Origin of the sequence: Rhodococcus sp. USK10, from assembly GCF_019378875.1 — a bacterium.
Taxonomy (GTDB): domain Bacteria; phylum Actinomycetota; class Actinomycetes; order Mycobacteriales; family Mycobacteriaceae; genus Rhodococcus_F; species Rhodococcus_F pseudokoreensis.
The window spans coordinates 4,715,815-4,727,967 of record NZ_CP076048.1; the positions used below are offsets into that span (position 1 = coordinate 4,715,815).

The window sequence follows — 12,153 nt, forward strand, 5'->3', positions numbered from 1 at the left end:
GTGGGCATCGCCGTGAAACGTCGTGCCGGCTAGTAGAACTGGGCGCCGGGTACGGCAGCCGGATCGTTGCGGACCTCGGCGGTGTTGGTCTCGCGGAGCTTCCACGCGCACAGGAACGTGACCAGCCCCATCAGCGCGACGAACACCGCCACGAACGTGGTGGTCCCGGTCTTGGCGATCAGCGCGGTCATGATGAACGGCGTGCCGCCGCTCACCGTGATCGCGGCCAGCTGATACGCCAGCGAGGCGGCGGAGTACCGGACGTTGGGAGCGAACAACTCACCCATGTAGGCGGCGATCGGCCCGTACGTCATGGACTGGAAGACGCTGCCGACCGTGACGGCGACGAAGAACAGCACCAGGTTCCGGGTGTTGATCAGCCAGAAGTACGGGAACGCCCACACGATGATCATCGCCGCACCGATCAGGATCATCGGCCTGCGCCCGATCTTGTCGGACATGTGCCCGGACCACAGCACCACCCCGACCGTCAGTGCCGCGCTGAGCAGTGAGATCGCGAGCAGGTCGTTGCGCTTCATGCCCAGTTCCGCGGTGCCGTAACTGAGCACCCCGGCGATGGAGATGTAGAACAGCGAGTTGGTGGCCGCGAGCAGTCCGCAGCCGAGCAGGATCTTGCGCCAGTGGTCCCGGATCGCCTGGGTCAGCGGTGCGCGGACAACGGTCTCGTTCTTCTTCTGCGCCTGGTCCTGCAGGTCCCGGAACTCGGGGGTGTCCTCGACCTTGGTCTGGATGTAGAGCACCACCGGGAACAGCAGTGCGCTGGCGAAGAACGGGATCCGCCAGCCCCAGCTCAGGAACGCCTCGTTCGAGATCGCGGCGGTGGCGCCGAGGAACACGAGGTTGCCGAGCAGGACACCGAACGAGACACCCATCTGCCCGAACGTGCCGGAGAATCCGCGGCGCTTGGGACTGGCCGATTCGGTCAGCAGCAGGACGATCCCACCCCACTGACCGCCGCACGCGAGGCCCTGGACGAACCGCAGGACCACCAGCAGGATCGGAGCCGCGATCCCGATGGTCGCGGCGCCGGGCAGACAGCCGATCAGGAACGTCGCCAGTCCCATGAACAGCAGGCAGGTCACGACCGCCGGTTTGCGGCCGTACTTGTCGCCGAAGTGACCGGCGACGAGGCCCCCGAGCGGGCGGGCGACGAAGCCGGCCCAGAACGTGCTGAACGAGAGCAGGGTGCCCACCAACGCCGACGCGCCGGGAAAGAAGACGTGGGGAAAGACCAGTGCCGCAGCGGTTCCGTACAGGAAGAAGTCGTACCACTCGATCGAGCTGCCGACCAGTCCCGCCGCCAGCAGTTTCCGATGTGCACGCGTGCGTGAGACAGCCGTGTCGCCGGCCGCGTCCTTACCCGGCTGCACCGCGGATGAAGTCATCCGATCACTCCTCGAGGTAGGTCTCCGCTGGACTAGAACATGACGCCAACTTCAAGTTGCCGCGTGCCGGTCAGTCTCTTCGATCGGTGATGTGATGTCAATCACTTACCGATGATCGGCTGGTTGCCGCCACTCCGGCAGATCGGCCGAAACGGGCATATCGGATGTGGCGGCTGAGCCTAGACTCCGAAGATGGAACGCAGTGCGAAGGCTGCACGCGAGCAGCGCACCGATCAACGGTCGACGTTCGACAAGTTCGTCGAGCAGATCGAACTTCGGGTCAGCCAGGCGCCGTTCTTCGGGATCTGCGCCGGCGTCGTGGTCCTGTGGGTCGTCAGCATTCCGCTGTGGAAGGACCTCCACGAGTGGCAGATCGCGATCCACACCGTCGGCGCCGTGTTCACGCTGCTGCTGGTGGTCCTGCTCGAGAATGCGAGCAGGCGTTCGTCGGAGGCGCTGCAGGAGAAACTCAACGTCATCGCCGAGGCCCTCGCCGACCTGCTCGACTCCTCCGCCCAGGACGACCCCGAACTGAAGAAGGCGGAGGTGAAGCTGCGGGAGGCGGTCGGGCTCGAGGAGCGGCACTGATCCGTCCGCCCCTGTGACACGGGCCACCGAACGGGTAAGTTATGTGTAACCGCGAAAACTACTAACCAGTAGGGGTACGAAATGCCTGTTCCGACCGCCGCCACGTTCGCGCGGCTCGCCGACCTCATCGCCATCCCGGACGCCGCGGATCGCCCGACGCGGTCTGTCGTCGAGGCGTTCACGGGCAAGGAACTGGCCACAGTCCCTGTCGGCACCGCCCAGGACGCCGAGGGCGCGATCGCGCGGGCCCGGCTGGCGCAGAAGCAATGGGCGGCCCGCCCGGTCACCGAACGCGCCGCGATCTTCCACCGCTACCGCGACTTGGTGCTCGCGAACCGCGACGCCCTGATGGACATGGCGCAGGCCGAGACGGGCAAGTCCCGCGCCGCCGCGCAGGAGGAGGTCCTCGACATCTCGATGACCGCCCGCCACTACGCGCGCGTCGCCCCCAAGCTGCTGCGTCCGCGGCGCATCTCCGGCATGCTGCCCGGCCTCACCAAGACGGTGGTGCGGTACCAGCCGAAGGGCGTCGTCGGCGTCATCTCGCCGTGGAACTACCCGATGACGCTCGCGGTGTCGGACGCCGTCGCCGCGCTCCTCGCCGGCAACGCCGTCGTTCTCAAGCCCGACAGCCAGACCCCGTACTGCGCTCTGGCCTGCGTCGACCTGCTGTACCAGGCCGGGCTGCCACGCGATCTGTTCGCCGTCGTCCCCGGACCGGGTTCGGTGGTCGGCACCGCCCTCGTCGAGAACACCGAGTACCTGATGTTCACCGGGTCCTCGGCGACGGGTCAGCTCCTCGCCGAGCAGGCCGGTCGCCGTCTCATCGGCTTCTCCGCCGAACTCGGCGGCAAGAACCCGATGATCGTCACCGCAGGCGCGAATCTCCGTGAGGTCACCGACGCCGCCGTGCGTGCCTGCTACTCCAACTCCGGGCAGCTGTGCATCTCCATCGAGCGCATCTACGTCGAGGAGTCCATCGCACCCGAATTCACCCGGATGTTCGGCGAACGCGTCCGCAACATGAAGCTCGGCGCCGGCTACGACTTCGGCATCGAAATGGGCAGCCTCGTGTCCGAGGACCAGGTCAAGGCCGTGTCCAGCCACGTCGACGACGCCGTCGTCAAGGGCGCCACCGTGGTCGCGGGCGGCAAGGCGCGCCCGGACCTCGGACCGCTGTTCTACGAGCCGACCGTCCTGACCGGTGTCCCGGAAGACGCCGAGTGCTACCGCGACGAGACGTTCGGGCCACTGGTCTCGATCTACCCCGTCGCCGACGTCGACGAGGCGATCGAACGCGCCAACGACACCGAGTACGGCCTGAACGCCAGCGTGTGGGCGGGAACCAAAGCGGAGGGCGAGGCCATCGCCGCACGGATCCACGCCGGAACCGTCAACGTCGACGAGGGCTACGCACCGGCGTGGGGCAGCACCGGAGCGCCGATGGGCGGGATGGGGGTGTCCGGTGTCGGGCGCCGCCACGGCGAGGACGGGCTCCTCAAGTACACCGAGCCGCAGACCATCGCCACCACCCGCGTCCTCAACCTCGGTGGCCCGCGGGGACTGTCGCCGAAGGTGTGGGCCAAGATCATGCCGCCCTTCGTGAAGGCGCTGCAGTGGATTCCGGGCCGCTAGACGTGGACAGCGCGAAAATCCTGATCGACGTTCCGCCCACCCAAGTGTGGGGTGTGGTGACCGACGTCGAGGGCATGGGCCGGTTCAGTCCCGAGAACACCGGCGCGCGCTGGACGTCGGGCACCCCGGCGACGGTGGGGTCGCGGTTCGTCGGCGCCAACCGGCATGGACCGGTGCGCTGGAAGACGCACTGCACCGTCGTGGATGTCGTTCCGGACCAGAGGTTCTCGTTCGAGGCGGACGAACCGAAGGCCCGCTGGACGTACCACCTCGAGCCCTCCGGCTCCGGCACTCTCGTCACCGAGACCCGGGAGATCTACGCGACGCCCGTATGGTGGGTGCGACTGGTGCAGAAATCGAAGGTGCTGGGCAGCAACCGCGACCGGTTGATGCAGGACGGGATGCGGCAGACTCTCGAGCGCATGAAAGTGGCCCTCGAGCGCTGATCTTCCACCCTGGGGTGCGGATTCGTCACCCTAGGGTGCCTGTCGCAGGTCTCCGGAGGGCCCGACACTGAACGGTGTCCACACCTCTCGGAGGCGCCTCCATGAATCCTCGGCCGACACCCGTCGAAGCTGGTCGGTCGTGCCCTGACGTCCGCCGCGAGGACGTCTCGTTCACCTCGCGAGGGCAGCGCTGCGCCGCCTGGCTGTACCGTCGCCGCGCCGAAACACTCACGCCGGCACCCTGTGTGGTGCTCGCGCACGGCTGGAGCGGGGTGCGCGAGCAGCGACTCGACGCCTTCGCGGCGCGGTTCGCGGCCGCGGGAATCGCGGCGCTGGTGTTCGACTACCGCCACTTCGGTGCCAGCGAGGGCGAACCCCGGCAACTGCTCGACATCGACAGCCAGCTCGACGACTGGGACAGCGCCGTCGCATACGTGTGCACTCGCCCGGACATCGACCCCGGCCGGGTCGCGCTCTGGGGGACGTCACTGTCCGGCGGGCTCGTCCTGACCACGGCAGCGCGGGACCGTCGCGTGGCCGCGGTCGTGTCGCAGGTTCCGTACGTCGACGGACTGACCAACCTCCCGCGACTCGGGCCGGCCGGGCTCGGCCGCATGGCCGTCGCCTACCTGCGCGACCGGTACGCCCAACTGCGACACCGTCCGCCGCACATGTTCCCCGTCGTCGGACCGCCGGGCTCGTTCGCGGCCATGACGTCACCCGACGCGGAGGCGGGGTATCACGCGATGGATCCGCCCGGTTCGACGTGGCGTAACGAGACCCCGGGCCGGGTGGCGTTGCAGGCGGCGCTGTACCGGCCGACGAGGACCGTCGCGAAGATCGCCTGCCCCGTCTTCTTCGCCATCGCAGACCACGATGTCGTCACGTTCACCCGTAGTGCGCAGAAGGCCGCGGCCAGGACCCCCGACGCCGAGGTGCACGTGTACCCGGGCGGGCACTTCGACCCGTACTTCGATGCATTGTTCGAGCAGGTGGTCGCGGACGAGACCGACTTCCTGGTCCGCCACCTCCTGCCGCCGGCCGGCTAACTGCTCACGGCGCCGAACTGTTCGCGCAGAACGCCTTTGACGACCTTGCCGCTGGCGTTGCGGGGCAATTGGGGTAGGACCTCGACGAACCGGGGCCGCTTGTACCGGGCGACCCGGCCGTCGAGCCAGTCCGCGAGGGCGTCGACCCCCGGCGCGGCCCCGGCCCGCGGGACCACGACCGCGACGGGAACCTCGCCCCACCGCTCGTCGGCCCGCCCGATCACCGCGACGTCGAGAATGTCCGGGTGAGCGGCGAGGGCATTCTCGACCTCGGCGCAGTAGATGTTCTCCCCGCCCGAGATGATCATGTCCTTCTTGCGGTCCACCACGTACACGAATCCCTCGGAGTCCACGCGCACCAGATCGCCGGAGTGGAACCAGCCGCCGGCGAACGCGTCCGCGGTGGCCTCGGGGTTGCGCCAGTATCCCTCCATGAGTCCCGGTCCGCGGTAGACAATCTCACCGATCTCACCCTGCGGCACGTCGTTCATCGCCGCGTCGACCACGCGCATCGCGATCGTGTCGATCGGCTTCCCGACCGAGCCGATCTTGCGCACGGCATCCTTGCCGTCGAGCATGCACGTCACCGGCGACATCTCGGTCTGCCCGAAGAAGGCCACGATCGCGGCGTCGGGGAATGCGGCGTTCAGCCGGTCGAGGAGTGTCGGGGTGGCAGGCGCGGCGCCCCATCCCAGCACCCGCAGGGCCAGATCCCGGACCTCGGGGCCGGCGTCGTCGAGGATGGCCTGCCACTGGGTCGGTACCATGAACACACTGGTCACCCGCTCGCGCTCGAGCGCGTCGAGTAGTTCGGTCGCGTCGAACGCACCGGTCGGATGGATCACGACGGTCGCGCCGATCAGCAGGAACGGCCCGACGCTGCCGAGGGCGGCGATGTGGAACAGCGGCGACGAGACCAGGTTGACCTCGGACTCGGTGTCGAACAGTCGCCATCCCCGGATGAGGGTCAGCGCCTGCGCCTGCAGATTCAGGTGCGACAGCACCGCGCCCTTCGGACGCCCGGTGGTGCCGGACGTGTACATGATGGCGGCAGGCGAATCCTCCGGTACGTCCGCGATCGGAACGTCGGGATCTGCGGCGCGCAACTGCTTCTCGAGCGAGACGTCGTCGGGGGCGTCGCCGACCACGAGCACCGGCACGGCGTCGTCGACCTCGGCGGCGAGATCGGCGAGTGAATCCTCGACGACCACGACGGCGGCGTCGCTGTCGGCGACGATGAATTTCACCTCGCCGGGACTCAGCCGGAAATTGACGGGGACGGCGATCGCACCCAGGCGGTTCGCGGCGAGCATCACCTCGAGGAACTCGGGGCGGTTGGTGAGCAGCAGCACGACGCGGTCGCCGCGAGCGACACCGCGGGCGGCGAGCACCGCCGCGGTCCGCGCGCTGCGGTCGTCGAGTTCACGCCAGGTGGTCGAGGCGCCCCGGAACCGGAGCGCCACCGCATCGGGTTTCGCGAAAGCATGCCGGGCAACATGATTGGCCCAGTGCGCCCGCCGGGATGCGGACGGCTGCGCGTGCGACGCTGTCACGGGGGCGTCCGCTGTCATGGTGACGTTCCTCAGGCCCGGCCGAACACGGCGGGACGCTTTTCCCGGAACGCCGCGACACCCTCGTGGAAATCGGCGGCGGCGAGAAGGTCGATCTGGCCCGAACGCTCGCGGGCGAACGCGTTGTCGAGTTCGACGAGCGTCGCGTCGTTGACGGCGTCCTTGGTGAAGTGGAAGGCCTCCGACGGTCCGTCGGCGAGACGTCGCGCGAGGGCGTCGACGGTCGCGGCGAACTCGTCGTCGGGGTATACGTCGGCGATCAACCCAGCCGCGAGAGCCTCACGCGCGGGCAGTCGTTCGGCCAGGAGTGCCATCTTCAGGGCGCGGGCCCGGCCGATCGACGCGGCGACCAGCGCGGTGGCGCCGCCGTCGGGCATCAGACCGACCTTCGTGAAGGCGAGCAGGAAATAGCTGGACTCGGTGGCGATCGTGAGGTCGCAGGCCAGGGCGAGCGAGACCCCGACACCCGCCGCGGGACCGTTGACCGCACCGATCACGGGCCGCGGGAACGCGCGGATCGCGGCCGCCGCGCGGTTCGCGGCGTCGATCGTCGCGGACGACGGTGGCCCGGAGATGTCGAGGCCACCCAGGTCGGCACCCGTGCAGAAGGCGCGGCCGGCGCCGGTGAGGATCGCGACCCGCACCTCCGCGTCACCGGCGTGCTTGTCGAAGGCGTCGGCGATGGCGTCGAGGGACTCGGTGGTGACGGCGTTCATGCGGGACGGGCGGTCGAGGGTGACGCGGAGGACGCCGTTGTCGACGGTCGTGTGCACGCCGGGAATGTCGGAGGTCATGAGGATCCTTAGTCAGGAAGGGCGGACGGAGAGGGCGATCTTGCCGGTGGCGGAACGGGTTTCGAGTGTCCGCAGTGCGTCGCCGGCGTGTTCGAACGAGTAGACGGTGGGTTCGGTGATCCGGAGCGCGCCGGATTCGAGGAGCGGGCTCAGGGCCGCCCACTGCCGGCCCGTGTAGCCGGGGTGGGTGCGCACGTATTCGCCCCATCCCGCGCCGAGAACCGAGATGTTGCGCAGCAGAAGCCGATTGACCTTGACGGTGGGGATCTCGCCGCCGGTGAAACCGAGGACCACGAGCCGCCCGTTGGGTGCGAGGCTGCGCAGGCTGTCGGTGAAGCGGTCGCCGCCCACCGGGTCGAGGATGATGTCGACGCCGCGGCCCTCGGTGAGGTCGTGGACCCGGTCCTTCCACCCGTCCACGAGGACGACGTGATCGGCGCGGTTGGCCTTCGCGATCCCGGCCTTCTCCTCCGTGCTGACCACGGCGATCGTCTCGAGTCCCAGCGCGGCCGCGACCTGCAGCGCGGCCACCCCGACACCGCCGGCGGCGCCGTGCACCAGCACGGTCTCGCCTGCGCGGTAGCGGGCACGCTCGTCGAGGGCGAAGTGCACGGTGAGGTAGTTCAGCAGGAAGCCGGCGCCCGCCTCGAGCGACACCGAGTCGGGGAGCGGGAACACCGAGTCGGGTTCCACCGCGACGGTCTGCTGCCACGCACCGTCCGTCGCGAGGACGGCCACCCGCTGTCCTGCCCGGATGCCGCTGTCCGCGGGGGCGCTGCGGACGACGCCCGCGCCCTCGAGTCCCAGCACGAAGGGCAAGTCGCGGACGATCTGATAGCTGCCGGTGGTCTGCAGCAGGTCGGGAAAGGCCACGCCCGCGGCGTGCAGATCGACGACGACACGTCCGGTTCCGTCGGGTTCGTCGATCTCGGCGAGCTGTACTCCGGCGGGGCCGGAAGCGCTGGTCAGTTGCTGGGCATACACGTGGTGATCTCCTCCGTCGGTCCCTGACTATCCATACCAGACGCTACTGAACGGGCGCTAGATAAAGTCGGCCATTGACCGTGCGCTCGGCGGCGTGGTACTAACTTTAACGAGCGATCAGTAATCAGGCCGAGTCGGAGGATGAGACGTGCCAGAACAGACCGAGACGGTGGAGGCAGCCGCACTGTGGGAGCGGCGCGGAGGCATCGGCATCATCACGCTGAACCGCCCCAAAGCGCTGAATGCGGTGAACGGCGCGTTGTCGACCGCCGTGGGCAATCTGCTCGAGCAGGCCGAGAACGACCCCGACGTACGGGTGGTCGTGGTGACCGGGTCCGGCCGCGCGTTCTGCGCAGGCGCCGACCTCAAGGCCCTCTCCACGGGTGGGAACATCGCCGCGGAGGGGCACCCCGAATGGGGATTCGCCGGATACGCGCAACACTGGATCAGCAAGCCGACCATCGCCGCGGTCAACGGCTTCGCCCTCGGCGGCGGCACCGAATTGGTGCTGGCCAGCGACCTCGCGGTCGTCGACGAGGAAGCGAAACTCGGGCTTCCCGAGGTCAAGCGCGGACTGTTCGCCGCTGCGGGTGGGGTGATCCGCCTGCAGCAGCAGATCCCCAAGAAGGTCGCGCTGGAGATCGCGCTGACCGGCGAACCGATCACCGCGGCGCAGGGCAAGGAACTGGGCCTGGTCAACCGGGTCGCCCCGGCGGGCACCGCCCTCGACGTCGCACTCGAACTCGCCGAGCAGATCGCCGCCAACGCACCCCTGTCGGTGCGCGAATCGAAGGCCATGATCCACCGCACCGCAACCGAACCCGACTGGGGCGACGGGGCATGGGAGGCGAACACCGCCGCCATCGCCACCATCTTCACCAGCGCGGACGCCAAGGAAGGTCCCACCGCGTTCGCCGAGAAGCGCCAGCCGGTCTGGCAGGGCCGCTGACCCGTGAGTACTTGTTAACCGCGGGCGGTTAACAAGTACTCACGGGTGGGCTCGCACACAATCGAAAGGGAACATCATGACCAACGCTGTCATCGTGGACGTCGTCCGCCTCGCCTCCGGCAAGGGCAAACCCGGCGGTGCGCTGTCGGGTACGCACCCGGTGGAACTGCTCGCGCACGTGCTGCGCACCATCGTCGAACGGAACGGCATCGACCCCGTGCTGGTCGACGACGTCATCGGCGGCTGTGTCGGCCAGGCCGGTGAGCAGGCCCTCAACATCACCCGGACCGCGGTTCTGTCGGCCGGGTTCCCGGATTCGGTTCCGGCGACCACCGTCGACCGCCAGTGCGGCTCGAGCCAGCAGGCGGCGCACTTCGCGGCGCAGGGCGTGATCGCCGGCGCCTACGACATCGTGATCGCCGCGGGTGTCGAGTCGATGTCGCGGGTTCCGATGGGTACGACCACCATCGGGCAGGACGCGTCCGGCCCGGGCATCGCCGCCCGCTACCCGGAAGGCCTTGTCAACCAGGGCATCTCCGCGGAACTGATCGCCGCCAAGTGGAAGTTCGACCGCGACACCCTCGACAGTTTCTCCGCGCAGTCGCATCAGCGTGCCGCCGACGCCGCGTCGAAGGGGTTGTTCGCCAAGGAGATCGTCCCGATCGACGTGACCAACGCCGCCGGTGAGACGGTCACGCACACCGTCGACGAGACGGTGCGCGCCACGACCACCGCCGAGGGCCTGTCCGGGCTGAAGTCGTCGTTCTACTCGGAGAAGTACGCGGCCCGGTTCCCCGAGGCGCAGTGGCACATCACCCCGGGCAACTCGTCGCCGCTGACCGACGGTGCGTCCGCCGCGCTGATCATGAGCGAAGAGATGGCGTCGAAGCTGGGTCTGACCCCGCGGGCACGGTTCCACTCGTTCGCCGTCGCCGGTGACGACCCGGTGTTCATGCTCACCGCGCCGATCCCGGCGACGAAGAAGATCCTCGCCAAGTCGGGGCTGAGCATCGACGACATCGACGCCTACGAGGTCAACGAGGCGTTCGCGCCGGTGCCGCTGGCATGGGCGCACGAGTTCGGTGCCGACCCGGCCAAGCTCAACCCGTGGGGCGGCGCCATCTCGCTCGGGCACGCGCTCGGGTCGTCGGGCACCCGCCTGCTGAGCACCCTCGTCAACAACCTCGAGGCGACCGGCGGACGCTACGGCCTGCAGACCATGTGCGAGGGCGCGGGCATGGCCAACGCCACCATCATCGAACGCATCTGACCCACACCCCCCGAAAACCCTGCTTCCGAAAGGTAAGACATGATCGTCAACGACAGCGTCGCACTCGTCACCGGCGGTGCCTCCGGCCTCGGCCTGGCCACCACCAAGGCACTGCTCGCCGACGGCGCCAGCGTCGTCATCATCGACCTGCCCTCCTCCGACGGTGAGACCGTCGCCAAGGAACTCGGCGACCGCGTGCGCTTCGCCGCGGGCGACGTCACCAGCGAGGTCGACGTGTCCGCCGCACTCGACGTCGCGGAGTCGCTCGGACCGCTGCGTGTCGCCGTGAACTGCGCCGGCATCGGCAACGCCATCAAGACCGTGAGCAAGAACGGCGCGTTCCCGCTCGCCGACTTCACCAAGATCGTCACCGTCAACCTGATCGGCACGTTCAACGTGATCCGTCTTGCCGCCGAGCGCATCTCGAAGAACGAGCCGATCGAGGGCGAGCGCGGCGTCATCATCAACACCGCGTCCGTCGCCGCGTACGAGGGTCAGATCGGTCAGGCCGCGTACTCCGCGTCCAAGGGCGGCGTCGTCGGCATGACCCTGCCGATCGCCCGCGACCTCGCCTCGCTGCTGATCCGCGTCAACACGATCGCTCCCGGCCTGTTCAAGACGCCGCTGCTCGGATCCCTGCCGGAGGCCGCGCAGCAGTCGCTCGGTGGCCAGGTGCCGCACCCCTCGCGTCTCGGCGACCCGTCGGAGTACGGCGCCCTCGCCGCACACATCGTGTCGAACCCGATGCTCAACGGTGAGACCATCCGTCTCGACGGCGCCATCCGCATGGCACCGCGCTGATCGGCGACCTGTGACTCTGCGCGAGGACGGGCCCGCCACCACCGAGACGGTGTACGCCGACTGGCGGGCCTTCGAGGCCCTGACGATGACGCCCATCCTCGAGCAGGCACTGGAGCTGTTCAACGAGAACGGTTACCACGGCACGACGGTGCGGCAGATCGCCCGTCGTGTCGGGGTGACCGTCCCCGCCCTGTACTACCACCACGAGAGCAAGGAAGCCGTTCTCGTGGCCCTGTTCGAACTGCAGATGCGCGAACTGAACGAACGCGCCGAGGCAGCCGCCCGCGAGGCCGGCGACGACGTGGTGGCGCAATTCGCCAACGTCGTCGAGGCCATCGTCCTGTACATGACGTACCGGGTGCGGCACGTCTCCCTCGACACCGAGCTGCGGCACGTCTCCGCCGACAGCCGCAGTCGCTACGCAGCAACCCGCAAGCGGCTCGAACTGATGATGGTCGACCTCGTCGCCGACGGCGTCGCCCGCGACGTGTTCCACAGCGGCGACGTCCCCGAGACCGTACGCGCTCTCCTCGGGATGTTCCAGTCGATTCCGCGGTGGTATCAGCTCGGCGGAGCACTGACTCCCGAGCAGGTCGCCGGCCGCTACGTCGACATCGCTCTCCACACCGTCGGGTATCTACCCGCTCACTGACCGTTTCC

Annotated in this window: 12 protein-coding genes; 8 read left to right on the forward strand and 4 right to left on the reverse strand. The window is 68.7% G+C overall.

All coding sequences use genetic code 11. The features are described 5' to 3' along the window. Window positions 1-29: 29 nt before the first annotated feature. Window positions 30-1,406, reverse strand: a complete 1,377-nt coding sequence (locus I1A62_RS28715; RefSeq protein WP_124392020.1) for an MFS transporter — start codon at window positions 1,404-1,406, stop codon at window positions 30-32. Between the two features lie 192 nt (window positions 1,407-1,598). Here I1A62_RS28715 and I1A62_RS28720 point away from each other — a divergent pair, with 192 nt between their 5' ends. The 4 genes from I1A62_RS28720 to I1A62_RS28735 all read left to right on the forward strand — a co-directional run bounded on the left by I1A62_RS28720 (window position 1,599) and on the right by I1A62_RS28735 (window position 5,124). Beyond that, window positions 1,599-1,994, forward strand: a complete 396-nt coding sequence (locus tag I1A62_RS28720) for a low affinity iron permease family protein (RefSeq protein ID WP_072949245.1) — start codon at window positions 1,599-1,601, stop codon at window positions 1,992-1,994. An 81-nt stretch (window positions 1,995-2,075) separates the two neighbouring features. Continuing rightward, the gene (locus tag I1A62_RS28725) at window positions 2,076-3,629 is read left to right on the forward strand and encodes a succinic semialdehyde dehydrogenase (RefSeq protein ID WP_124392021.1); all 1,554 of its coding nucleotides are present in this window, start codon (window positions 2,076-2,078) and stop codon (window positions 3,627-3,629) included. A gap of 2 nt (window positions 3,630-3,631) precedes the next feature. Next, the gene (locus tag I1A62_RS28730) at window positions 3,632-4,075 is read left to right on the forward strand and encodes an SRPBCC family protein (RefSeq protein ID WP_219455650.1); all 444 of its coding nucleotides are present in this window, start codon (window positions 3,632-3,634) and stop codon (window positions 4,073-4,075) included. A gap of 101 nt (window positions 4,076-4,176) precedes the next feature. Beyond that, on the forward strand, window positions 4,177-5,124 hold the full coding sequence (locus I1A62_RS28735) for an alpha/beta hydrolase (protein WP_219455652.1): 948 nt from the start codon (window positions 4,177-4,179) through the stop codon (window positions 5,122-5,124). Here the strand turns inward: I1A62_RS28735 and I1A62_RS28740 are convergent. Genes I1A62_RS28740 through I1A62_RS28750 form a run of 3 tightly spaced genes read right to left on the reverse strand, consistent with a single transcriptional unit; the run spans window position 5,121 to window position 8,473 of the window. Continuing rightward, entirely contained in the window at window positions 5,121-6,695 is a 1,575-nt protein-coding gene (locus I1A62_RS28740) for a long-chain-fatty-acid--CoA ligase (RefSeq protein WP_219455654.1), read from the reverse strand. The genes I1A62_RS28735 and I1A62_RS28740 overlap by 4 nt on opposite strands. 11 nt (window positions 6,696-6,706) lie before the next feature. Continuing rightward, entirely contained in the window at window positions 6,707-7,489 is a 783-nt protein-coding gene (locus tag I1A62_RS28745) for an enoyl-CoA hydratase (protein WP_219455656.1), read from the reverse strand. A gap of 12 nt (window positions 7,490-7,501) precedes the next feature. Beyond that, window positions 7,502-8,473 carry an NADPH:quinone oxidoreductase family protein gene (locus tag I1A62_RS28750; protein ID WP_124392025.1) on the reverse strand — a complete coding sequence of 324 codons (972 nt, stop codon included), beginning with the start codon at window positions 8,471-8,473 and terminating at the stop codon, window positions 7,502-7,504. Between the two features lie 148 nt (window positions 8,474-8,621). Here I1A62_RS28750 and I1A62_RS28755 point away from each other — a divergent pair, with 148 nt between their 5' ends. From I1A62_RS28755 to I1A62_RS28770, 4 genes are all read left to right on the forward strand, one after another. After that, window positions 8,622-9,422 carry a crotonase/enoyl-CoA hydratase family protein gene (locus I1A62_RS28755; protein WP_124392026.1) on the forward strand — a complete coding sequence of 267 codons (801 nt, stop codon included), beginning with the start codon at window positions 8,622-8,624 and terminating at the stop codon, window positions 9,420-9,422. A 76-nt stretch (window positions 9,423-9,498) separates the two neighbouring features. Beyond that, window positions 9,499-10,692: an acetyl-CoA C-acyltransferase gene (locus I1A62_RS28760; RefSeq protein ID WP_219455659.1), complete on the forward strand. Its 1,194-nt coding sequence runs from the start codon at window positions 9,499-9,501 to the stop codon at window positions 10,690-10,692. Between the two features lie 39 nt (window positions 10,693-10,731). Continuing rightward, on the forward strand, window positions 10,732-11,493 hold the full coding sequence (locus tag I1A62_RS28765; protein ID WP_219455661.1) for a 3-hydroxyacyl-CoA dehydrogenase: 762 nt from the start codon (window positions 10,732-10,734) through the stop codon (window positions 11,491-11,493). 10 nt (window positions 11,494-11,503) lie between these two features. Then, complete coding sequence (locus tag I1A62_RS28770) at window positions 11,504-12,145, forward strand: TetR/AcrR family transcriptional regulator (protein ID WP_124392028.1); 642 nt, start codon at window positions 11,504-11,506, stop codon at window positions 12,143-12,145. The last annotated feature ends 8 nt before the right edge of the window (window positions 12,146-12,153 follow it).